Source organism: Auritidibacter sp. NML100628 (assembly GCF_003185985.1).
Classification (GTDB): domain Bacteria; phylum Actinomycetota; class Actinomycetes; order Actinomycetales; family Micrococcaceae; genus Auritidibacter; species Auritidibacter ignavus.
In genome coordinates, this window is sequence record NZ_QHLP01000021.1 from 1 (window position 1) to 23,226 (window position 23,226).

Here is a 23,226-nt window from a genome sequence, read left to right on the forward strand (position 1 = left end):
GCCAGCTAACCCAAGTTTTCGCGCTCAAACTAGCTGAGGCACGACACTGCAGCCACGCGACCTCTCGCGCTCACGATCTGTGAGGCACGACTTACCCTTCGCGCTCAGTTTGACATGAGGCACTACGCCACGCGGCAGAAAGCTGACTCACCAGCCAGGCGCCCGCCCACGCACCTGGAAGGGCCGGGATAATGATCCACCAATACTGGCGCCAACGAATTCTTGACCACACGCTGAGCATAAGCAGAAAGCCAGAAATCGTCGTGGTCATGTTGGTCAGCAACACCCCGGCGGTCGGCCCAAGAACCAACGACAGTACCGGAGCGACGACCAATCCCACGCCGGTCCCTGACAATCGTTGCAGGACCGTGCCAACCATCACGGCTAGCACGATGATGATAAGCGTGCCCACGATCTCATCGTATGTCAGCACCGAAAACTATGTGATGTGTTGCACGCTTTCAGCGAGACACCGCCCCTCATGAACCGGTTGACTGGAGTCTTGGACCCACGGCACATAACCAATGCGTCGCCCATTGTGGTCGATGAGCACGCCCATCCTTTTGAAGTACTGCAGCACGAGGCTCCGGTCTACAACCCGTACCGGAAGATCGGAGACAATCTCAGCTTCTGTCTCAGCAGCATCACGGAGGGACTTCAACCACGTGACAACATACAAATTCGCGCCTCCGCCCACGAGTGTTGCGCATAATCTGGCACCTGGTATCTGTTCGATTCGCCTCGAAACGTCCAGGAGGCGATGTGCTGAGACCATCATCCACAGCACCAGGACTCCTGACCACTGATCTTGCATATGAGCTGCTTCAACTCGTTGGGCTATCTGCCGGGACCCGAGCAACCGCCGTACGATACGGCGAGCTTGAGCAGGCCCGAGGTTCAGACGCCGACTCGCCGTTGCGGAATCTACTCGACCGTCACATTCCAGAAGACTCAGAACAGTATAACTACGGTCGTCGAAGGCCATATCAGACAGATACAGAGTTTTGCTCTTGTCCTGATGTCGACGACCAAGCGCACCGCTGTACCACCCAGATCCGTCGAATCTAATATCCGACATCAAAGACACAACGGTATCTGATATCCCTTCAACCAAGTCGACATCCTGATTGAGGATTTCTTATACCCTGGTTCGAGCACGAGTCATGATGAACAGTTGCAGATGATAGGGGCCGGTTGTCTCATTACCAGCAACTGAACGAGATTTTCTCCTAATCAGTATCCTGCCGGCCTCAGCGCGGGAGCTGGATGTCTCCCCTATCTGCCGAGCCGTGCTGATGGTGAGCAATCGCGTGACCAACCAACTGGTGTGCGAAACTCTCGCACACCTGCGCACAACGCTCGATCATTGCGGCACGTTGCACCCGTCTTCCACCACTGCTGCTCGGTGCTCGTGACGCCATTCGTCTTTTCACCATGCAGATCGAGGCTCATGGTCAAGCCACTAGCTGAAACACTCCCCGCATTATCGCACTGACGCCACCGAGGCCGGCCAGTGTCATGGCCATTCTGCGTGCTGTCAGAGCGGAGACGTAGCGGGAGAGAAAAAGCGCGACCGTCAAACCCAATCCCACCGCGACCACAATACAGACCAACAACACCACCAGCGGGATGTCTGGTTCTGGGCCGTCCATCACCGTTCCCATACCTAGTTTCATCACGACAGAGAGTGCTCCCATGGTCATGAAGATCGGCTGGAGCGTGGCCGCAAAAGAGCGCTGGTCCCACCGTGAGAGCCGGGAGTAGATTACCATCACCGGCGCGGCGACTCCCGACGTTGAATTAAACAGTCCTCCCAGTGCACCTGCCACCACTGTTGTGGGGCGCCCCGTTAACTCTGGTAGCTGACGTAGGGACACGGTGACCACTATGGCAAGCACGACGATCGCTCCCAGGACGATAGACAGCCAGGCGGCAGAGAGCTGGCTCACCAGCCAGGCTCCCGCCCATGCACCGGGAACAGCTGGGATAATGATCCACCCGTAGTGACGCCAGCTAATGCTCGACCACACGCTGAGCATAATCAGAAACCCGGACACCATCGTGGTCATATTGGTCAGGAGTACGCCGAAGGCCGGACCGAGCACAAGTGACAGTACGGGGGCAACAACCAGGCCCACACCGGTTCCCGATAGCCGTTGCAGGATCGTGCCGACCAGTACGGCTATCACCGTGATGGTGACGATGGTCCAAGCGTTCATGTCTCCACACTAGGTTAACATCGACAAGTGTCCGTCGTCTCAGGCGTGCACGAGAGCTCTAGTGCTGTCCCTTTGCGTCGTTATCCCGGCCCCGTTGATACACCCCAACGAACATCCCCGGGTGACGCGGCGGTGGACTGAGCCGTTGGTTACGCACCGAGATGCTCCACCAGATGAGTGTCACCAGATAAACAGCCAGGCCACAGAGAGCGAGCCCACCCCAGAGGGCAAATTTTTGGGCCAGATCCACGGAGTCCGGAGTGCGTTGGACGGCTGCCAAGATCAAACCACCCAATAAAGTCACCAGAAATGCCGGAAGCCCGACAATCAGGCCGAGAACCTGTGTGTTTGGTTTCGAGGTCATCTTGATCAGGAAATGGGCCGCGGCATGTGGCCGAACACAGAGCGTGACACAATAAAATACCACCGTGGCCAATGCTCGTGGCTCGCGAGAAATTGAACCAATCACAGTTCCTGGTGAATATTCGGCCGTTTGCCAGGTGACGAGAAGGACAGCCACCACGGTGAACAAGACCACACCGATGATCTGCGAGAACAGCAACGTCGGAATAAAGCGAGGGCTTTGCGCAATATAGTCATCTTTTACACCGCAAGGGCCCTGTGTTACACGGGGCAACATCCCATAATCCCGCCCCAACAAAGTAACACAAATTCCGCAGGTACGGGATCATCACTGCCCACATCACCCCTCAGCACGTCCGCGGCGGACAGGACAACCAGGAGGGCCAGCACCAAGAGAGTTGCAATATATGCCAAGAGCTGTTGGCTAATATCGGCGATGCATTTAAATTTTCCGGGCAACGTGAACGAGGGATCCCGCGTTGCGACTGAGGACATATCAGTACTGTAAACCGATCCAGACGGACCATCCAGGAAGTGAGGAGACAACCGTCGCCTTATCCCGCGACAAGACGGTGACCGAGCCCCTCCAGCGCTACACGTTAAAGCGGAACTCGACTATGTTCTGGCACGGACAAACATCTGCCGTTAGGCGACCTGCATTCGCTGGTCTCCCATCACGTACTCAAGGGAGAGTTCGCCACCGACGGCCTCAAGGTAACTGCGGATGGTGCCAACCTTCGCGCTGTCGAGGTCGCCTTGCTCGATCTTCGAAACCTGCCGCTGCCCGACGCCAATGCGCTCTGCCAGCTGCGCTTGCGTCAGTCCGGCCTGCTCCCGTAGCTCTCGCAGACGGTAGGCGCGAACCTCAGCAAGCATCCGCTTCTTGTGCACCTCAACCCGTCCCCGGTCAACAGGATGCTCGGCGACGAAATCCTTCAGGTTCTTTGCCATTTCAATCACTCTCTTCTCAGTCGGGCCAGATGCTTGTCGAAGAGGTCGTCGGCCAACGAAATGTGCTTCTTATACCAGCGTTTCCAATCGCCGGTCTTATCTCCGGCGATCAGCATGATCGCCGCTCGCTCTGGATCGAACGCGAACAGAACGCGCAACTCGGACCGGCCAGACGAGCCGGGCCTGAGCTCTTTCATATTCTTATGCCGGGACCCGGCTACGCTGTCGACGATCGGTCGACCGAGCTGGGGCCCTTAATCCTCCAGCAACTCGATCGCGGCGACCACCTGCTCACGCGAACCGTCATCCAGTGAAGCGAGCCACACTTCAATTGGCTCAATGTCCACGCTCCACATGCCCTCACCATAGACCCTGCAAGGTCTAGACTCAAGTTCTCATAGCGACTGGGAGTGCTCCCAGAGATTAGAGCGAAAATCGCCACCCCATATTTCGGCAACTCTTCCTATGCTCCGCGAGAGCTCGCCACGCATACAACGAGAGTTCGTCCTTCCATTGCCGTCCGCATCGACAAATCTCCGCCCCGGTCCGATGACCTCTTCACGGGTGTGCATTCAAGGGTTGCCGAGGGCAGCGTAGAGCCCCTCGGCAAAGGCACGAGCCCCACGGTGGAGATTTTCGTACGTCTTGTTGCCGTCATCCTCGACCAGTCGCCACCTAGTGGCTTCAGATTTGGAGGGGTCAGCGAGAACGCCTCGTTGAACAGCGCAGTCTCCGAGATATCCTTCCGGCCAAGCTTGGCCTGTGACTCGACGTTCATCCGGATGGCGACGTGCATGACAGTCTGATGATAGTGCCGGGTTTTCCAGTACAAGCGCCCATTCTCCCATGCCCACGGGTGGAGATTGGCTGCGTCCATATCCGGGGCGTTGTCCTCGAGCTTCTCGGCGAGCCCTACTTGCCTCCGCAGTGCGACCTTCGCCCGAGACGCCTGATCGCGCAGCCACGAGTAGTCCTTGTCCTTGTCCGAACGGTTCCGCGACCACCCCGGCAACGCCCGATCAAGGATTTGCTGGATAACATGCGCTCGCTCTGACGCCTCGGTCCTGGGGCCACGCATGACGGTGCCGACAAATGCAAGCCCTGAACCCGTGCCCGGGTGGACCTGCGCCGGTATGGGCGAGAATCGGTCGATCTCAATGATCGCCCAGCCGGTGTCGAACTTCGCCATGACCTAAGTCTGAAGGAAGCCCCGTCACATTTTAAGCATCCCCACCATCTGTTCGGATAGAAGGGAGTTACTGGCCTGAGGACTCCGACATGACGGATGCCACGACGTCGAAGTCCTGGTACACCGTGAGGAAGAGAATCATCTTCTCGGGGAGCAGCGTCACGATCTTGTTCAGCACTCCCTGTGGGTAGCCCTTGGTGGGCGTGCGTAGCTCGGGGGTGGACCTGAAGCTGGGTCATGCTTTCCAGCTTCGCGACAGGCAGGCGGGCCTTGTCGATGATCTTCTTGACACACTGGATCCAGAGCTTCGGCAGGTCCACGGCCGGGTACGAGTCTTAGATCTCAGCGAAGACAGGCTTTTCGACGACAATTTCGTCCGGACCGTCGTAGAAGCCTAGCAATCGAAGCTGAGCCTCGACGAAATCCTCGGTCGGTGATCCGTTCGTTCGCCATCGCTACTTCTTCGCACCGGTGGTTGATCCGCTACACGTTAAAGCGGAACTCGACCGCATTCCGGCACGTACGGCCATCTGCAGTCAGCGACTACAAAGCCCGTCCGCGCAGGTCGACGTCGCCCTTTGGCCACGACTCGAGCGGGGCGATTGGCAGGATGAGGATCGACGGGCCGAGCTCATCCACGACAGATTCGCCGTCACGTCCGATCGACTTCTCGCGGGCATAGATCCGAGGCCAACCACATGGAGCGTAGAACGGGACGACTTGCTCTCGACAGCACAAGTAGTCGAACGCGAGTTGGTCAAGATCCCGCACCGACTGCTCAGCCCACCCCATGAGCTCACCCCCGAGACGCACCCCTTTTGCGTCAGCGCAGATCAAGACACCGCCGACTCCCACGATCGCGACGACCTCCGTACCGACAGCGATCTCGCCGCGCACCCATCCCACGTGGTCGACGACGCGGTTCTCGGCCCGTGCCCTGACGTGGACATCATGTGACGCGTAGCCGTAGGACTGCTGCGGATCCCACTCTCCGAACTCCTCGAGATACTCACTACCGAAGAATTCTCGAAGCTCACGCCAGATCTGCCTCCGTGCGTTGCTGATGGGCGATGACCTCAATCGAATGATGCTTCACGCATCGACCTTCCACGGATCCACCAGTTCTACGCCGGTGTGCTGGAAGTCCTTCACATTGCGCGTAGCGCAGGTTGCTCCGTGCGCCAGGCAGATCGCGGCGATCTGCGCGTCGGCGGTACTGATCGGCGCTCCCGCGCGCTCTCGAGCCACGAGCACGTCGGCATAGCGGTCGGCGGCCACGTCATCGAACGGCAACACAGCGCGGCCGCCCCTGTACGGTGCGAGCGCCACGTCAATTCGTCTGGTCAGCGCATCTCTGCGCCGACCATCCGGCAACCGCCGCAAACCTGCCAGCAGTTCTGCGAGCGTGACGGACGTGATGGCTACGTCACCCTCCAGGGACGTGAGCCAGTCCGCTACGCGTGGCTCGGGCAAGGGTCGAAAGATCTCCGAGATCACGTTTGTGTCGAGGATGATCACTCGAAGTCCACCGCCCGCGCGACGTCATCGCGCACCGGGATCGGTAGCTCCTCGACTCCCCCGACATCCTGCGCGGCTGCCAGCAGAGCGATTCCTATGTGCGGCCGGCGGGCAGCTTTGGTCAGGATGGCGCGAACTTCGGCTTCCATCGACCGACCGTGCTCCTTCGCCTGTGCAGCGAGTTGCTGCTTCACGGCGTCGTCGAGACCGCGAACGATGATGGATGACATCTGCGAACACCTCCTCTGATATCAATCATGATAGCAGAGCACCTAGCAACCGCGACAGAGGCGAGGGCCCTCCAAGTACGGCACTGCCCCGGTCCTCTCATAACGAGGCAACCGGGGCGGTGCTCGGATCATCGCAGAGAGCGCCGATCACACGTTGAACCTGAACTCCACCACGTCGCCGTCTTGCATGACGTAGTCTTTGCCCTCCATTCGGACCTTACCGGCAGCCTTGGCCTCGTTCATTGATCCGGCCGCCATCAAATCGTCGAAGGAGACGATCTCGGCCTTGATGAAGCCTCGCTCGAAATCAGTGTGAATCACGCCGGCAGCCTGTGGAGCGGTGTCTCCTTGGTTAATGGTCCAGGCCCGGGCTTCCTTCGGGCCGGCGGTGAGGTAGGTCTGCAATTTCAAGGTCTCGAAACCAACGCGAGCCAGCTGGTCCAGCCCCGATTCTTCTTGGTCGTTCAGGGCTAACATCTCCTGGGCTTCGGTCTCATCCAGTTCAGCGAGGTCTGCTTCGAACTTGGCATCCAAGAAGACTGCCTGCGCCGGTGCGACCAGCTCAGCTAGTTCTTTTTTCTTGGCCTCATCGTTCAGGACCGTCTCGTCGGAGTTAAACACGTAGATGAACGGCTTGGCAGTGAGCAGATTGAGCTCTTTGAGCGCCTCGAGATCAAGTTTCTCCGACTCGATGACCGAGAAGATCGTCTCGCCACGTTCCAGCACCTTCTGGGCCGCCACCATGGCATCCAGTTCCGCCTGCGGGCGTTTCTTTCCTTTGACTTCTTTTTCCACTCGAGGAATAGCCTTCTCGAGAGTCTGCAAATCCGCCAGGATCAGCTCGGTGTTAATGGTTTCCATATCGGAGGTCGGGTTGATCTGTCCGTCGACATGAACCACATCAGAGTCCTCGAAGACCCGCACCACCTGGGCAATGGCCTGAGCTTCACGAATATTGGCCAAGAACTGGTTACCCAGCCCCTCGCCTTCCGAGGCGCCTTTGACAATTCCAGCAATGTCCACGAATGACACCGTGGCCGGCAGAATCTTTTCCGAGTGGAACATCTCTGCCAGCTGGTCCAAACGCTGATCGGGAAGGTTCACCACGCCCACGTTGGGGTCAATAGTCGCGAAGGGGTAATTCGCTGCCAACACGGTCTGTCGCGTGAGTGCATTAAATAGCGTTGATTTCCCCACGTTGGGAAGTCCGACGAATCCAATAGTTAAAGCCACGGTGTATCACTCTACCGCGTCACGGTTTCGACTCCAGGCATGATACGTCCCGCTCGCCAAGACCCGTGGTCAAGGTCATATCGCAACCGCTGGTGAGATGTTGAGGGCGTTATTCGGTCAGAGTAGCCTAACGTAGGTTACCGTCGAGACAGATCGGCTGTGCTTGCGTTTCATCGATCACGCTCGGCGGTTGTGTGTCGCTTATCCATACTCGATCACCTGCGTGCCCGGCTCAGGGCAAGGTACCACCGGGTTCGCAGGACACAACACCACAGAAAGTTGAGGTCCGACTGCATGTCAGCCGCCACTTCAGTGACTGAAGCACAACAGTCACCAGAAGACGATCTTTCCGACTCTTCCGCACCGTCAAAGGTCAATTGGCCGGTCTTTTGGGGCGCCCTGATCATCCTGGTTGCCTTCGTGTTGTTTGCATCGATCTGGCCATCCACCGCCGAAAATGCCATCTTTGGGGCCATGGGATGGGTCTCGGAGAACTTTGGCTGGTACTACGTACTCACCGCAGCCATCGTTGTGGTATTCGTGCTGATTGTGGCGCTCACCCGATCCGGACATACCCGGCTCGGCCCGGACCATGCCCGCCCGAAATACAATATGTTCACGTGGGCGGCCATGCTTTTTGCCGCCGGTATTGGCGTGGACCTAATGTTCTTCGGCATCTCCGGTCCGGCCACTAACTATCTGACTCCCCCGGATGTCGCCCCCGAATCTGAAGAGGCCGCTCGGATGGCCCCGATCTGGACCATCTTCCACTACGGCATCCCCGGCTGGGCCATGTACGCACTGCTGGGTATGGCTTTCGGCCTGTTTGCCTACCGCTACCACTTGCCGCTGAGTATCCGCTCGGCGCTGGCCCCGATCTTCGGCAAACGCATCCACGGCCCGGTGGGCCACACCGTCGAGATCGCCGCCACGATCGGCACCATCTCCGGTATTGCCGTTTCCCTAGGTATTGGCGTGGTGTTTTTGAACTACGGCCTGTCGGCCGTGTTCGACATCCCCCAGTCCATGACCGTACAGATCGCACTGATGGCCATTTCGGTGCTGATCGCCATCGTCTCCACCGTCTCCGGTGTGGATAAGGGTATTCGCCTGCTCTCCGAGCTGAACATCTACCTGGCCATCGCTCTGCTGGCTTGGATACTGATTGCAGACAACACCACCCAGTTACTTAACGCCCTGGTCCAGAACATCGGGGATTTCTTCTCGTCCATGCCCTCGATGCTGATGAACACCTTCGCCTACACTGATGGTCAGGCACCTGAGCTACCCGCTGATCAGTGGATGGCCGACTGGACCTTGTTCTTCTGGGCATGGTGGATCGCCTGGGCGCCGTTCGTTGCCCTGTTCCTGGCGCGTATTTCCCGCGGTCGCGCGCTACGCGAGTTCGTCGTCGGCGTGCTGCTGATTCCTTTTGCCTTCATCCTGCTGTGGGTCTCCATCCTGGGCAACGCCGCGCTGGGCTTCTTCCAGTCCGATCCCACCTTCCTCGAAGAGACCTATAACACTCCCGAATCTGGGTTCTTTACCCTGCTGGAGCAGTACCCGGGCTCGTTCTTCACGATCGGATTGGCCGTGCTGACCGGCCTGTTCTTCTACGTCACCTCGGCTGACTCCGGTTCGCTAGTGATGGCCAATATGACCTCAAAGGCCACCATGGCCGACTCCGACGGCCCCAGCTGGTTGCGTATCGTTTGGGCGGTGGTCACCGGTGCACTGACCCTGTCGATGCTGTTTATTGATGGCGTCTACACGCTTCAGGCCTTTACCGTGATCGTGGGTCTCCCACTGTCGATCATGCTCTACCTGGTGATGTACAGCCTGTGGAAGATGTTGCGGCATGAACGCCTGGTCGCCTTGTCGCAGGCCCGGGCGCTACCCACCGCGCTCTCCTCGCGCACGAACCAGTCCGGTGAGCGCATCAAGTGGCAGCAACGTTTGCGTCATCGGATGAGCTTCGCCAGCCACAAGCAGTTGACCGAGTACGTCAACACCGTCGCTGCTCCGGCGATCGAAGAAGTTGCCGCCGAAATCGAGAAACTCGGCGGAGATGTCCAGTGCCACCGTGGCCAGCACCCCGAACACGGGTTGCCCTATGTAGATCTGGTCGTGCACTTCACCGATCAGGAAGACTTCAAGTACCAAGCCTACCCGGTCGCATACCCTGTGCCGAGCTTCGCCACCAACATCCGCACCGTCCAGGAGGTCTTCTTCAAGCTGGAGGTCTTCTCCAATACCGGTTCCCGCGGACGTGATATTTACGGTCTCAGCAAAGGCCAGGTCATTTCCGACGTGTTGGATTCCTACGACACGCACATGGCGTACATGTCCATGGCCGGTGAGGACGGGGCACCAGTACCAGCCGATGAGACCTTCACCCCCGAGACCTGGAACGACACCGACCAAGCTGATACCAGTTCTATTAACCAGGTACCGGTTCCTGAGCCCACCAGCGCCCAGGACACCGATACCGAATCCACGAATTCCTGACCAGCTCCGACGGATTCCGCAAGGCTAGGTAACAATCTATGAACACAACCGAACCGACAACCCTGTACATCAACGGTGAATGGAAGCCAGCCTCTGACGGCGGTACCCGCACCGTGATCTGCCCGGCCGATGGCACCGAGGTGGATGTGGTTTCTGAAGCCACCACCGCCGACGTGGAAGAAGCCATCGCCGCCGCCCGCGCCTCCTTCGACTCCGGCGTGTGGAGCTCAGTGCCCGCCGCCGAACGCGGTGACTTCCTGCTTCGGGTCGCCGATGTGATCACTGAACGCAAGGACGAGTTCGCCCGGGCCGAAGCCCTGGATACCGGCAAGCGCCTGGTCGAGGCCGAAGGCGATATGGACGACATTATCGGTTGCTATCGCTACTTCGGCAAGATCGCCGATGCCAACCCGGGTCGACTGGTCGACACCGGCGACGCCTCAGTGATCGACCGCGTGGTCTACGAGCCGGTCGGCGTCGTGGGGATGATCACCCCCTGGAACTTCCCGCTGCTACAGGCCGCCTGGAAGATGGCCCCTGCCCTGGCCGCTGGGAACTCCTTCATCATCAAGCCCGCCGAGCTGACCCCGCACACCACCATGTTGATCATCGACGTCTACGACAAGCTCGGCCTGCCGGCCGGCGTGGCCAACCTGGTGCTCGGCTCCGGTGCGGTCGCCGGTGCCCCACTGTCTTCTCACCCCGACATTGACATGGTCTCGTTTACCGGTGGGCTCAAGACCGGCACCACGATCGCCCAAGAAGCTGCCAAGACCGTCAAGAAGGTCGCCCTGGAGCTGGGCGGCAAGAACCCCAACGTGGTCTTTGCCGATGCCGACTTTGACGCCGCCGTCGACAACGCCCTGACCGCAGCGTTTTTGGACTCCGGGCTGGTGTGCTCGGCCGGCACCCGATTGATCGTGGAAGAGTCCATCCACGATCGGTTCGTCGACGAGCTGGTTGCCCGGGCCGAAAAGATCGTGATGGGCGGCCCCTTCGACGAGAATGCCGAGACCGGTCCGCTGATCTCCGCCGAACACCGCGAGAAGGTCACCGATTACGTCAAGCGTGGTGTGGAAGCCGGCGCCACCCTGCGCGTGGGTGGCCACTGGGGCGGTGCAGAGCACGAGCACGGGTTCTTCTATGCTCCCACCATCTTGGACAACTGCACCCAGGAGAACCCCGCGGTGATCGAAGAAGGCTTCGGCCCGGTCATCACCGTGGAGACCTTCACCACCGAAGAAGAAGCCGTCGCCATCGCCAACCACACCGAATATGGTCTGGCTGGGGCCGTGTGGACGCAAAATATGGGGACCGCCAACCGTGTCTCCCGCGCTCTGCGTCACGGTACGATCTGGATCAACGACTACCACCCCTACGTCCCGCAGTCCGAGTGGGGCGGGTTCAAGCGCTCCGGCATCGGCCGGGAACTGGGCCAGATGGGCTTGGGTGAGTACGTCGAGGCCAAGCACATCTACCACAACACCGAGCCGGCCCCGGCCGACTGGTTCCCTCGCCACTAAAAATCCCGGTTCTTTGATCCCGGTCCATTGGACCACCCAACCGAAGAAGTGAAGGAAGTATTCATGGCTGACCATACCGATCCACACTTTGATTACATCGTCGTCGGCGGCGGTTCCGCCGGTGCCGTGATCGCCGCTCGACTCTCCGAAGATCCCAGCATTCAGGTCGCGCTTTTGGAAGGTGGCGACACCGACCAGGGCCACGACGAGGTGCTGACCCTGAACCGCTGGCCAGAGTTGCTGGAATCCGGATTTGACTGGGACTACCCCATCGAGCCACAGGAAGTTGGCAACAGCTTCATGCGCCACGCCCGTGCAAAGGTACTGGGCGGTTGTTCCTCCCACAACTCCTGCATCGCCTTCCACCCGCCCACAGAAGACCTGCAAGCCTGGGTGGAGATGGGTGCCGCCGGCTGGGGCCCCGACGAGGTGCGCCCGCTGATCAAGCGCATGGAAACCAACGACAACGACTATGATCACAACGGCTCCGACGGTCCGGTGGAGATCATGAACGTCCCACCCAAAGATCAGGTCGGTGTGGCCATCCTCGAAGCTGCCGAACAGGCCGGGCTGCCCACCGTGCAACACAATTCCACCGACACCGTCGGTGATGGTGCCGGCTGGTTCCAGATCAACTCCAAGAAGGACGGCACCCGTGCCTCGTCCTCTGTGTCTTACCTGCACCCAAACATGGACCGCGAGAATCTGCACATCTTCACCGGCCATCGGGTCACTCGGGTGCTGTTCGACGATGTCGCCGGGTCCAAGAAGAAAGCCGTTGGGGTCGAGTATGAAGACAACGCCTTCGGCCGGTTGAAGACCATGCGTGCCGACCGCGAAGTCATCGTCTCCGCCGGTGCGATCGACTCGCCGAAGCTGCTGATGCTGTCCGGCATTGGCCCGGCAGAGCACCTCAAGGAATTCAACATCGACGTGGTCGTGGATTCCCCCGGTGTGGGCTCGAACCTGCAGGATCACCCCGAAGCTGTCATCTCCTGGGAGTCCAACGTCACCATGCCCCGTGAGGCCACTCAGTGGTGGGAGATCGGCATCTTCAAGGACACCACCGGTGAGCACGATCTGCCCGATTTGATGATGCACTATGGTTCGGTCCCCTTCGATATGCACACCCGCCGTCAGGGCTACCCCACCGCCGACGAGGCCATCGTACTAACCCCGAACATCACCCACGCTAAGTCGCGCGGTACCGTTCGCCTGCGTTCGATGGACTATCGGGACAAACCGAAGGTGGATCCCCGCTACTTCACCGACGAAGAAGGCCACGATACCCGTGTGGCCGTCGAAGGCATCAAACTGGCCCGCAAGATCATGGATCAGCCGGCCATGGCCCAGTTCAAAGGGCGCGAGCTGTTCCCGGGCGAAGATGTCACCTCCGATGAAGACATCGCCGATTACGTGCACAAGACCCACAACACCGTCTACCACCCGGCCGGCAGTGTCCGCATGGGTGCTGACGATGACGAGATGTCACCGCTGACCTCGGACCTGAAGGTCAAGGGTGTCGATGGCCTGCGCGTTGCCGACGCCTCGGTGATGCCTCAGATCGTGGCCGTGAACCCGAACATCACCATCTACCTGATCGGTGAGCGGGCTTCCGATCTGATCAAGGGCGACCAGTAACAGCCTCTCTCGTCGCCGGGTCGACAACCTGGCACCGAACCGCGCCGGGGCGGAGAGTCCTCACGGATTCGCCACCCCGGCTTTTTCTTAACGACAAGGGAACAACCCGCCAACTGTCGAGATACTGTCAGCGCACACCGTCTCGCCCCACCCTCATGGATATAGAACGCTTATTCTAGTCACTCTCCACAATTCACTCGATCTCACCTTATCTTGGCATATCTGTTCTATAGAGTGGATGGCAAGAAAGGAGGAGTCGAACATGGTGCGCACCGCCAGTTCAGCCCCACCGCACGGCCCGGACATCACCGCGTTCCTTGATCTGCAAGCCGCCGATCAAGCCTCCTTAGGCGAGCTCGCTCACGGGCTCACTCAACTGCTATCGGCTTTTAACGCGAAATTGGATGCCGAGGACAGTTATGAGATGTTCGCGCATTGGTCTCGTGCCGCAGAAGTCTCCGACTGGAATACGTCTCTGGCTGGCTCCTCTGAACCACAACACCCTCAAGAACCGGAAGATCTCCTCGCCCCAGAGGAACCGCATAATGCATTCCCAGAGGTCGCGCGTCGCGTTGAACAATCAGCAACCCTGCTCACCAGCGTTCAAACTCGGCTACTGTCCTTCGCCCATCAGGCCACACGAAGCCCGGAGGATCAACGAGCTCTGCTCGGTGTCCCCACAGGTTCATCAATGACTTATGGAAACGGGCGAATCTTCTACCTCGAAGCACTCGGTCTGGGTAAGCCCGATCTCAAACGGCGTCAAACTCGAAGCGAATATCTGGTCCCAGCTCCTCCGCCAGGCTTGGGTGAGGCACAGCCAGTCCAATATCCCGAGCTCATCGAAGCATTCAGTACCGGTCGCATCTGTGTTGATAACGCCGACCGGCTCATTAAGCTTCTCAAAGATCTCCAGCGTTACGGCCGCCAGTGCCAGGTTGATCAGGAGCGTATCACAGAGGTCATTCATGCGATCTTGCCCATTCTGATTGAGGATGCAGCGTCGATGAGCGTCTCTGAGTTCAGCAAAGTCTGCAAAAACCGGCTACAAACACTCACCTACTACTTGGACGAAGATGGCCCCGCACCCGAAGAAGAACTCGACCCCAAGAAGGCCACGGATGAATTTTGGGTGCGACCACTATCCGGCGGTGGCGTGGAATTCGGGGGCAGAGCTTTCGGCTTGAGTGCAGAGCTATTGTCAACTTTGGACCACGCGGCCAATAACTACGCCGTGTTGAAAAATCATCGTGGCGCTGGTGCTGGAAACGCAAACCCAGAGACCAGGGTGCCTGAGAGTCCTATCGCCACTGCGCTCAAAGCCAACTTCCCGCAAGTCGACCCCGAAGCAGTAGCTGCCATCGACGAAAATTCCCGAGAGATCCTTTATGCCGAGCACGCTCTGTTCAATCATTCAACCCGTAAACGGCGTAGCTTCGAAGCTCTCATGGCAGTGTTAATCGCAGGCATTGGTGTGGGACAGAAAAAGAACGGTTTAGCGCATACCCGCGGACAGGTCACCAAGGTCCTTGTCACCATGGACTACGAGACCTTCTCCAAACAACTTCCCGAACGGTATCGACCAGAACAACCTCGCACCGGGGCCGAGCAGTTCCTCAGATCAAAGCCACCGGGGTCAGATGGCCCGGATCGGCCCGGAGAAAACGGACACGCTTTTAGATCTGAAGGACAGTTCACCGGAAGCATTCACCCATCCAGACTCCGAACGCTGGCCTGTGAAGCGGGAATCGTTCCGATACTTTTCGACGGACGAAACGACATTCTGGACTACGGACGAGAACGCCGGGACTTTAGCCCTGCCCAACACCGAGCCTTGGTCGCACGGGACAAGGGGTGCACAGCCCCCGGATGCACCATGCCTGCGTCCTGGTGCCAGGTGCATCACATCGTGGAATGGGAAAACCACGGAGCAACGCGAATCGATAACGCCGCACTGGTCTGCTCGCGACATCACACGGAAATTCACCAAGGGAAATGGAGTATTGCCCGGATCGATCGAGACGGTGTCTGGTACGCCGCCGCTCCGTGGCATCTTCCCGACCTCACCTTACGTCGCAACGGCTATTTCCTTCAGTGATCTGCCGATAGCAACCGAAGCACCTCGCTCGTTGAGACGGTGGTGACATGCGGTGATTGGAGCTCTATCAGACGAATCGCTTCACGATGCAGTTCCGGTGTCGCTCCGGCACAAGCATCTTCCACCACCACGACGCGTTGCCCAGCATCGATGGCACTGAATACCGTCGAGAGCACGCAACAGTCCGTGGCAACACCACACACCACTAATGCGGAATCGCGATCGACATGGCGCTCAAGCCCCTCGGTCCATTTCCCGAACGTGGGACGATCCACTACGGTGTCATCCGAAGGGCTCGTCAAATCCCAGACCGGGTCGTCGGGATCGAGCCGAAATTGGTTCCAGCGATCGTAGTAGGCCCGCCAACTTCCGGTTTCGTGGGGATCACGGACGAATCGAGTACGGATCACTGACAGCCCGTGGTCACGAATGGCTTGAGCGGTCTGCTCAGCATGGGCCTCGGCCTCGAGGTATCCCGGACACCCCCACCCCAGCTCAGGGTCGTGGAAGACCCGCTGAAAATCAATCAGCGCCAGGACGGGGTGAGGGCCAAGAACAGCGTTCATCTGATCTAGTCCACAAAGAGATCTTTTTGCAGGTCCTTCTCATCCACGCCCGGGCTGTACTTGGAAAAGTCCGTCACGCCGTGATCGCGCAAGACCTCTTCACACAGCACGGTGGCTCCGGCGTACTTCTGCGGTGCTGAAGTCAGGATCACATGAGCCGAATCCGAGTATACATCTGCCGTGCGGGAGACCTTCATCATCTCGTCTCCGCCCAAGGCATACTGTACTGCCGCGGTCTGGATGGTGGTTTCAGGCCATAGCGTGGTAGAGGGGATACGGTGTTCAGCGCCAATGCCCAACGCAACGAGGGTCATCCCATACTTGGCCAACATGTATGCCGGGGCTACACCTAGCCACTTCGGCGAGGTGTTCAGCGGTGGCGAGAGGGTCAAGATCCGCGGGTCGGAGGACTTCTTCAGGTACGGCAACGCCGTCCGAGTCAACAAGAACGTCCCACGGGTATTGATGTCATGCATCAGATCCACCCGTTTCATCTCGATCTTGTCCGAAGGCTCAAGATTAATAGCGGAGGCGTTATTGATGACGATATCGATTCCACCGAATTCAGCCACCGTCTTGTTAACTGCCTCGACGACATTGGCTTCCTCACGCACGTCCCCCACGAGAGGAAGCGCTTTCCCACCTGCCTCACGGATCTCATCGGCTGCGGTGTAGACCGTGCCCGGTAGCTTTGGATGAGGTTCAGCAGTCTTGGCCAGCAAAGCAATCTGGGCCCCGTCGGACGCGAGTTTCTTGGCGATCTCTAAACCGATACCCCGTGACCCTCCAGAGAGAATAACGGTCTTGCCGCTCAACATGTTGGATGATTCGTGAGTCATCGTGGTGTCCTTTCTCAACACAGCCGAAGTGATCTGAGGCACACCCATAGCCTACCGCTGTCAGAGCCGGCGGAGATAACCTGGTTACAGATAACGCCCACGGTGGTGGAACTGACTTTTGTCACTCGAGAGTCCTGATCGGCGACACTGCACCACAACGAGCCGGTACGGAAAAGTGGATGCCATGACTACTCCAGCGATCGACATCGAAAATGTCACCAAAAGATTCGGACAGTTAACCGCCGTGGACCACCTCTCACTGCATGTTGATCCCGGCGAGATCCTGGCCTTGTTGGGCCCTAATGGGGCCGGAAAGACGACGCTGCTCGATATGATTCTGGGCTACACCACGCCACAAAGCGGATCCGTTAAGGTCCTAGCAGGCCCGCCGACTGAGGCCAGTGGCCGTATCGGTGCCGTGCTCCAGACCAAAGGCCTATTGGAAGACCTCACGGTCGAAGAGACCCTACGCATGATTGCTGGTCTGCATCGGCACAGCCTCCCGATACCGGAGGTGATGGAAAAGGCTGGGGTCACTGCTTTCAAGAAGACCAAGGTCGGCAAGTGTTCGGGCGGGCAAGTCCAACGACTCCGGTTCGCCCTGGCGATCCTTCCCGACCCGGAGATTCTGCTACTCGATGAGCCCACCTCCGGCATGGACATCACCTCGCGTCGAGGGTTTTGGGACTCGATGACGAGCTGGGCGCGTGGTGGGGGAACCATCATTTTTGCCACGCATTATTTGCAAGAGGCCGAAGAATTCGCCGACCGCATCGTGGTGATGAAATCTGGGTCCATCACCGCCGACGCACCGGCTGACCAACTCGGAGGCACCAGCACCATCACGGGAACATGGCGCCACTCTCAAGAACCCTTCGAGGTACTACCGGAAAAAACCGCACTCGATTGGGACCCAGCAAAACGACGGATCAGCATCCGAACCGATCGATCCGATCAGCTGGCTAACGAATTGCTAAATCACGGATGGATTTCCAACGTTCAGATTACTCAACACGGGCTGGAAAACCTGTTGGAAGGAGACCCCTCATGACCGCCATAGCTTCACACACCACCACGAAACCTTCACACGGGGGTTCGCCAGCTCGGTCCACCCTGAGCATTTTCGTCCACTACCTGGCCTGGGACACGTGGCGGTCCCTACGGATGTGGGAGTCGACCTTCTTCATCCTGGTCTTACCGGCCATGTTGTACCTGATGTTTGGGGTGGCCGGTGATGTTGCCGAGTTGAACTTCGGCGACGGCAATATGACCGCTTGGGTGATGACCTCCATGGCTTGCTACGGTTCGGTGATCGCTGCTACGGCGGTCAGTAGTTCCGCGGTAGTGGAAAAGCAATACGGCTGGAATCGAGTGTTAGCGCTCACCGGGCTGTCTAACCCCTTGTTTATGGTGTCCAAAATGCTGATGGGCATGATTTTGGCCATTCTGCCCACCACGCTGATCCTGATTCTAGGAGCCACCACGGGAGCGGAATTCGATACAGTGGGGCATTGGATAGCTACGGCAGCACTGACCATTGTTGGCACCATCCCGTTCGTGTTCTATGGGCTCGCCGTGGCGATGATTTTCCGTGCCCAGTCCGCGGTCGCCATTGGGTCTGGTTTCCTGGTCGTGTTGGCCTTCCTCGGTAACCTGTTTATGCCCTTGAGCGGAACACTGCTCGAGATCGGTCGCTTCACGCCAATGTATGGTACCGGCCAGCTGGCTCACTATCCCCAGGCTGAGGGACTCATTCTGGATCAGCAAGCTTTCGTCACCGGCGAGTTTGAATCCGATTCCCTGGCCTGGATTCTGGGGATCTCCCTGGCCTGGACGGTGATTTTCGCCGGCTTGTGCTGGCTGTCCACCCTAGGCTCTACCCGCCGATAAGATAAGAGTCGATGTATCCAGATCAGCTCAGTCGGGACGAGCAACGCGAACAACTGCGCTACGGCGGCGGTTGGCTCGCGCTGTTGCTCATCCCGGCTACGAGCGTCGTCCTGTCAGATCATCCGCTGTGGGCCAAGATCGCCGGCATCGCCTGCTTGGTCCTGTTCGCCGGGTGCTATCTGTGGATGTTGACCCATCCGCGCCCGTGGCCACTGCTCCCCCGGGTCGCCACGACCCTTGTCTACACCCTGGTGCTGGGTCTACTCGTGGTCCCAGTGGCGTTGCTGACCGGAGCGGATGCAGGGATGAGCCTGACGTTTGTCGCAGCGCTGTGGCTGTTCACGCACAATCTTGTTCCCGGGGCAATTGGTTCCTTCGTCTCGACCACACTGGCCGGCACAGCGTTACTGGTGATCAGCGACCAAATGGATCTCTGGTGGCGCCTGCTGCTACCACTGACCATGGTCTGGATCATGTTGTTTTTCATCCGCTATGTCGTCGAACGTCAGGAAGTGGAGCGCCAAGTCTCGGAGCGAGACGCACTAGCCGCCCAACGGGAAGAATTAGCTCGCCAGGTCCACGATGTCTTAGGCCAGTCGCTGACCGCCATCACGGTCAAGACGCAGTTAGCCATGCGATTGCTCGACACTGACCACCAGGCCGCCCGCGCGGAGCTGGAGAGTATCCTGGGATTGGCCAGGTCCTCCATTAGCAATGTCCGCACTGCGATCACCACTCTGGAAGCCCCGGATTTAGGCAACCAGTTGGAGGTCGCTCTGGAGATGCTCCGTAACCAAGGAATCCACGTCACGACCACAGAAATCCCGCGACAGATCGCCCCGGCCACCGCGGAACTATTCGCCTGGTGCCTGCGTGAAGCGGTCACCAATGTGCTCCGGCATGCGCAGGCGAGCACCGTGAATATTGAGATCACCACCCATCGGTTGCGCGTCAGCGATGACGGGATTGGGATCACTCGTCCCACAACCGGATATGGTCTGGCCGGGCTTCGCGATCGAGCCGAAGCAGCCAAGGGGACTCTGACCATCTCGTCCTCGGACCGTGGCACGGTGTTGGAGGTGAGTCAGTGAATCCGATCAAGATTGTGCTGGCCGATGACCAGGCGCTGGTTCGTCAGGGGCTGGCGGCCTTGTTAGATTTGGAACAGGATCTTCAGGTGGTCGCACAACTGCCCGATGGCGCCTCGGTGGTGGAAGCCATTGCAGACCACGGCGCGGATCTGGCCATCCTCGACATTGAAATGCCCGGCACGGACGGATTGGCCACTGCCGCTCAGGTCAGCGAGCAGACGCAGGCCAAGATTCTGATCCTGACCACCTTTGGTCGCGCCGGATACTTGCAACGCGCACTGGATGCCGGGGCACAGGGGTTTATGGTCAAGGATTCCCCCGCTGAGGAGCTCACCGCAGCCATCCGGTCGATCATGGCCGGTCGGACCGTAGTCGATCCGGCCTTGGCTGTCCAGGCCCTCACGCAGCAAAACCCTCTCACCTGCCGGGAACAGGACGTGTTGCGCGCGACGCTGACCGGTCGTTCAGTCCGGGACATTGCCGAGCAGTTACACCTCTCCGCGGGGACGGTGCGGAACCTGCTCTCGGAGGCAATCAGCAAGACCGGCTCGAAGAACCGCGCCCAGGCCGCCGGATACGCCCGGGATCAGGGCTGGTTGTAGAGCTGGTTTTAGAGGAAGACCCACACCAGCAAGGTCATCGAGACCAGAGTGATCAGGATGGCAGCGACGATATTGACCAGCACACCTCCTCGCACCATCTGACCGATGGTGACGTAGCCAGAACCGTAGGCGATGGCGTTCGGCGGGGTAGCCACCGGAAGCATGAACGCACAGGTTGCGGCCAGCGCCACGGGTGCACACAGCATCAGTGGTTCCACCCCGGTCCCCATTGCCACGCCGGAGGCTACGGGCAAGAACGTGGCAGCGGTGGCAGTATTGGACGTCATTTCGGTCAGGAGCAAAATCGCCACGGCCGCCAACGCCACCAGGATCCACAGGCTCATCCCGCTCAGACTGGTCGCTTGTTCACCCAGCCATTCCGAGAGTCCGGAATCGCTGAACTGACCCGACAGTGCCAGGCCACCGCCAAAGAGCAGTAGCACACCCCAGGGAAGTTCCACGGCAGATTCCCAATCCAATAGGCGCACCCCCGACTCGGCGTCCGGACCGGCCGGCAACAGGAATAGCAACAGGCCGACAGCAATGGCGATGCCAGCATCGGAGATGAAAGCATCTTCCAGGCCGAACACGTACTCCGACAGCAACGGGATGAAGACCCAGCTGACCGCCGCCAGGATAAAAATGATCAGCACTCGGCGCTCACCGGAACTCACCGGCCCGAGTTTCTCCGACTCTTTCTGCAACATCTCACGGCCACCGGGAATGTGCTTGATCTCGGGTTTGAACAGCACCTTGACCAAGATGAACCACGTGGCCAGCATCAGTACCACCGCCAAGGGCACCCCGACCAGCATCCATTGCCCAAAGCCAATGGTCATGTCCTCGTTACTGGACATGTGAGCGGCCAACAGTGCATTGGGCGGAGTTCCAATAATGGTACTGACCGAGCCAATGGAGGCCGCGTAGGCGATGCCGAGCATCAGCGCGGTGCCGAATTTCGTTTTCACCATCGACTCCACGCTGGCCTCGGCGTCGCCTTCCTCTGTCACTTGATTGACCAGCACCAGCACCGACACGCCGATAGGCAACATCATCACCGCGGTCGCGGTGTTGGAGACCCACATCGACAGGAAACCGGTGGAGATCATGAAACCGCCGACCAAGGCTGAACTATTTGATCCCATCGAGCGCAACACCAGCAATGCAATGCGACGGTGCAAATTCCAGCGTTGCATCGCCAGAGCGAGCAAAAAGCCACCTAAGAACAAGAAGATGACATTATTGCCGTAGTTTGGCCCCGACCGTATCAAAGCTGACGCCCTCGCTCTCTGGGGTTTCCTCGGCGGGAACGAACACCGGAAAGATCACCAGTGGCAACAAAGCGGTGGCGGGAATCGGGATCGCCTCGGTCATCCACCACACGGCCATCAATACCGCGGTGGCACCGGTCAGCCGGGGCCAGACTCCCGTGTCTGCGGGAAGCAGGAAGTACACCAACAGTGCCAGCACGATGCCGAGACCAAGTCCGATCAACCGACGCATCAAGTCACCGTCAGCCGGAGCTTTCATCCCCTCAGAGAGTTCGGTCTGGGTCAAGCGATACTGCGTGGACGGATATTGTGACGAAGCGTGTTGAGTCTTGGTGTAATGCGACGAGGCGTAATGACGTGTCGACTTCTCTGAACTCACCGGACTGTCCCCCAACGGTCCTCAGCGCATCACGCGCCAGCGCACACGCTGTTGCTACATATTCCTGTCATCTTCTCATACTGGCGTTAGTCAATACTGACGTTATTTATCTCACGTTAGCAGGTCCAGCAACGGGGCACGAACTAGGCGCTACTGGTCTCGCGCCCCATCGCAATCAACGCGCCGATCAAGCCCACTGCGGCCACCACCGCGCCACCGATCATCATCACGTTCAGTTGGGGATAGCTCCAATTGGCGAACGCATGCATCAGGGGCTCGACTATCGCCACGGTGCCGTCTTCAACTGTGGCAGCGATCGAGTCGTCCACCAGCCGGCCGATGCCGGTACGCAGGGTGACTCCGCCAAGCACGATCACCGCCCCGGAAATCAGCCAGACGCTCCAGCGGGCTCCGGGGGCGGCCAGCAACAGCGCTAGGACGAAGGCCACCGCGGCCCCGCCCAGGACCAGTGGCCAGTAGGTCACGTACTGTTCGATCAACACCAGGTCATCGGCCGAGATGAGTTCTGAGGGAGGAACTTGCGTGTCGATCACCAACTCGCTGGGTACCCAGCCAGTGGGATCAACACCGTCGAGCAGGGAAATCTGGTCGAGTTGCTCGCCCAGCACAACACCGGCGAGTTGGGCCACCGGGGTGAGATGGATCGAGAGGTATCCGGCATCGGGTTCGGCCGGGGTGGAGGCCTGTTGCAGCCCCTCAACCCAGTCCTGACGGGTCATCTCCACGGCTTCGCCCCACGCCTGAGCGAACCGGGAGTCCTCCACTACCAAGGACGCAAAATTCTCGGTCACCCCGCCCAACGCATCGGAGAAGGGCAGCTGGGATTCCGCATTCGAGGTCACCTGATCGGCCACTAATGCCGGGACCGCGTCGAGCACCTGCTCATCACCAGAAATCTCCCGTAATGGTTCTGCGGTGTGTAACAATGCATCAGCTCGCCATCCGGTCAAACCGATCACAGTGACGATGCCGATAACCAACGCAAAAATGCTGGCAAAAAGCGTTCTCATGGTGTCCTTCTATCCCGGCGGTAGTAGTCTGGGGGACGTCCCTAGACTACTGTAACGGAGGCAATGTGAGTGGTGGTTGTGTGG

20 protein-coding genes and 2 pseudogenes are annotated in these 23,226 nt (G+C 59.0%); 8 read left to right on the plus strand and 14 right to left on the minus strand.

The genetic code is table 11. The annotated features are described in order from the left end of the window. Nucleotides 1-91 precede the first annotated feature (91 nt). The 10 genes and pseudogenes from DCC24_RS11230 to ychF all read right to left on the minus strand — a co-directional run bounded on the left by DCC24_RS11230 (nucleotide 92) and on the right by ychF (nucleotide 7,703). Nucleotides 92-412 carry a TSUP family transporter gene (locus DCC24_RS11230; RefSeq protein WP_233492078.1) on the minus strand — a complete coding sequence of 107 codons (321 nt, stop codon included), beginning with the start codon at nucleotides 410-412 and terminating at the stop codon, nucleotides 92-94. Between the two features lie 1,042 nt (nucleotides 413-1,454). Next, on the minus strand, nucleotides 1,455-2,219 hold the full coding sequence (locus DCC24_RS11240) for a sulfite exporter TauE/SafE family protein (protein WP_110099999.1): 765 nt from the start codon (nucleotides 2,217-2,219) through the stop codon (nucleotides 1,455-1,457). A 58-nt stretch (nucleotides 2,220-2,277) separates the two neighbouring features. Further along, nucleotides 2,278-2,583 (minus strand): hypothetical protein, encoded by a 306-nt coding sequence (locus DCC24_RS11985; RefSeq protein ID WP_146206324.1) that lies wholly within the window; start codon nucleotides 2,581-2,583, stop codon nucleotides 2,278-2,280. A 644-nt stretch (nucleotides 2,584-3,227) separates the two neighbouring features. Beyond that, complete coding sequence (locus DCC24_RS11255) at nucleotides 3,228-3,533, minus strand: helix-turn-helix domain-containing protein (protein ID WP_110100035.1); 306 nt, start codon at nucleotides 3,531-3,533, stop codon at nucleotides 3,228-3,230. Between the two features lie 5 nt (nucleotides 3,534-3,538). Beyond that, nucleotides 3,539-3,775 (minus strand): annotated as a pseudogene (locus DCC24_RS12415) (type II toxin-antitoxin system RelE/ParE family toxin); the annotation flags it as partial. Nucleotides 3,776-3,996: 221 nt separating this feature from the next. Continuing rightward, nucleotides 3,997-4,722: a hypothetical protein gene (locus DCC24_RS11265; protein ID WP_110100002.1), complete on the minus strand. Its 726-nt coding sequence runs from the start codon at nucleotides 4,720-4,722 to the stop codon at nucleotides 3,997-3,999. Nucleotides 4,723-5,265: 543 nt separating this feature from the next. Next, nucleotides 5,266-5,802, minus strand: coding sequence for a GNAT family N-acetyltransferase (locus tag DCC24_RS11275; RefSeq protein ID WP_158278495.1), 537 nt, complete (start codon nucleotides 5,800-5,802; stop codon nucleotides 5,266-5,268). Between the two features lie 12 nt (nucleotides 5,803-5,814). Further along, on the minus strand, nucleotides 5,815-6,240 hold the full coding sequence (locus DCC24_RS11280; protein ID WP_110100005.1) for a type II toxin-antitoxin system VapC family toxin: 426 nt from the start codon (nucleotides 6,238-6,240) through the stop codon (nucleotides 5,815-5,817). Then, nucleotides 6,237-6,470: an Arc family DNA-binding protein gene (locus DCC24_RS11285; RefSeq protein ID WP_110100006.1), complete on the minus strand. Its 234-nt coding sequence runs from the start codon at nucleotides 6,468-6,470 to the stop codon at nucleotides 6,237-6,239. Before DCC24_RS11285 ends, DCC24_RS11280 begins: the two co-directional genes overlap by 4 nt. A gap of 147 nt (nucleotides 6,471-6,617) precedes the next feature. Continuing rightward, nucleotides 6,618-7,703, minus strand: coding sequence for a redox-regulated ATPase YchF (gene ychF / locus DCC24_RS11290; protein WP_110100007.1), 1,086 nt, complete (start codon nucleotides 7,701-7,703; stop codon nucleotides 6,618-6,620). Nucleotides 7,704-7,997: 294 nt separating this feature from the next. On the opposite strand from ychF, the gene betT reads away from it, so the two are divergent. The 4 genes from betT to DCC24_RS11310 all read left to right on the plus strand — a co-directional run bounded on the left by betT (nucleotide 7,998) and on the right by DCC24_RS11310 (nucleotide 15,473). Beyond that, nucleotides 7,998-10,211 carry a choline BCCT transporter BetT gene (gene betT, locus DCC24_RS11295; RefSeq protein WP_110100008.1) on the plus strand — a complete coding sequence of 738 codons (2,214 nt, stop codon included), beginning with the start codon at nucleotides 7,998-8,000 and terminating at the stop codon, nucleotides 10,209-10,211. Nucleotides 10,212-10,249: 38 nt separating this feature from the next. After that, a complete protein-coding gene (locus DCC24_RS11300) occupies nucleotides 10,250-11,734 on the plus strand; it encodes an aldehyde dehydrogenase family protein (RefSeq protein ID WP_110100009.1) in 1,485 nt (494 codons plus the stop codon). Nucleotides 11,735-11,797: 63 nt separating this feature from the next. Next, nucleotides 11,798-13,375 (plus strand): GMC family oxidoreductase, encoded by a 1,578-nt coding sequence (locus tag DCC24_RS11305; RefSeq protein ID WP_110100010.1) that lies wholly within the window; start codon nucleotides 11,798-11,800, stop codon nucleotides 13,373-13,375. A 262-nt stretch (nucleotides 13,376-13,637) separates the two neighbouring features. Beyond that, nucleotides 13,638-15,473, plus strand: a complete 1,836-nt coding sequence (locus DCC24_RS11310; RefSeq protein ID WP_158278499.1) for an HNH endonuclease signature motif containing protein — start codon at nucleotides 13,638-13,640, stop codon at nucleotides 15,471-15,473. Here the strand turns inward: DCC24_RS11310 and DCC24_RS11315 are convergent. Further along, on the minus strand, nucleotides 15,467-16,039 hold the full coding sequence (locus DCC24_RS11315) for a cysteine hydrolase family protein (RefSeq protein WP_110100012.1): 573 nt from the start codon (nucleotides 16,037-16,039) through the stop codon (nucleotides 15,467-15,469). The genes DCC24_RS11310 and DCC24_RS11315 overlap by 7 nt on opposite strands. Before the next feature lie 5 nt (nucleotides 16,040-16,044). Beyond that, nucleotides 16,045-16,878 carry an NAD(P)-dependent oxidoreductase gene (locus tag DCC24_RS11320; protein ID WP_110100013.1) on the minus strand — a complete coding sequence of 278 codons (834 nt, stop codon included), beginning with the start codon at nucleotides 16,876-16,878 and terminating at the stop codon, nucleotides 16,045-16,047. A 184-nt stretch (nucleotides 16,879-17,062) separates the two neighbouring features. Here DCC24_RS11320 and DCC24_RS11325 point away from each other — a divergent pair, with 184 nt between their 5' ends. Genes DCC24_RS11325 through DCC24_RS11340 form a run of 4 tightly spaced genes read left to right on the plus strand, consistent with a single transcriptional unit; the run spans nucleotide 17,063 to nucleotide 20,461 of the window. Then, complete coding sequence (locus DCC24_RS11325; RefSeq protein ID WP_110100014.1) at nucleotides 17,063-17,929, plus strand: ABC transporter ATP-binding protein; 867 nt, start codon at nucleotides 17,063-17,065, stop codon at nucleotides 17,927-17,929. After that, nucleotides 17,926-18,768, plus strand: a complete 843-nt coding sequence (locus DCC24_RS11330; protein ID WP_110100015.1) for an ABC transporter permease — start codon at nucleotides 17,926-17,928, stop codon at nucleotides 18,766-18,768. Before DCC24_RS11325 ends, DCC24_RS11330 begins: the two co-directional genes overlap by 4 nt. A gap of 11 nt (nucleotides 18,769-18,779) precedes the next feature. After that, nucleotides 18,780-19,859, plus strand: a complete 1,080-nt coding sequence (locus DCC24_RS11335; RefSeq protein ID WP_110100016.1) for a sensor histidine kinase — start codon at nucleotides 18,780-18,782, stop codon at nucleotides 19,857-19,859. Continuing rightward, nucleotides 19,856-20,461 (plus strand): response regulator transcription factor, encoded by a 606-nt coding sequence (locus DCC24_RS11340; RefSeq protein WP_110100017.1) that lies wholly within the window; start codon nucleotides 19,856-19,858, stop codon nucleotides 20,459-20,461. Before DCC24_RS11335 ends, DCC24_RS11340 begins: the two co-directional genes overlap by 4 nt. Nucleotides 20,462-20,469: 8 nt before the next feature. On the opposite strand, the pseudogene DCC24_RS11345 reads toward DCC24_RS11340, so the two are convergent. Further along, nucleotides 20,470-22,018 (minus strand): annotated as a pseudogene (locus DCC24_RS11345) (DASS family sodium-coupled anion symporter). A 236-nt stretch (nucleotides 22,019-22,254) separates the two neighbouring features. Then, complete coding sequence (locus tag DCC24_RS11350; protein ID WP_110100018.1) at nucleotides 22,255-23,142, minus strand: hypothetical protein; 888 nt, start codon at nucleotides 23,140-23,142, stop codon at nucleotides 22,255-22,257. Between the last annotated feature and the right edge of the window lie 84 nt (nucleotides 23,143-23,226).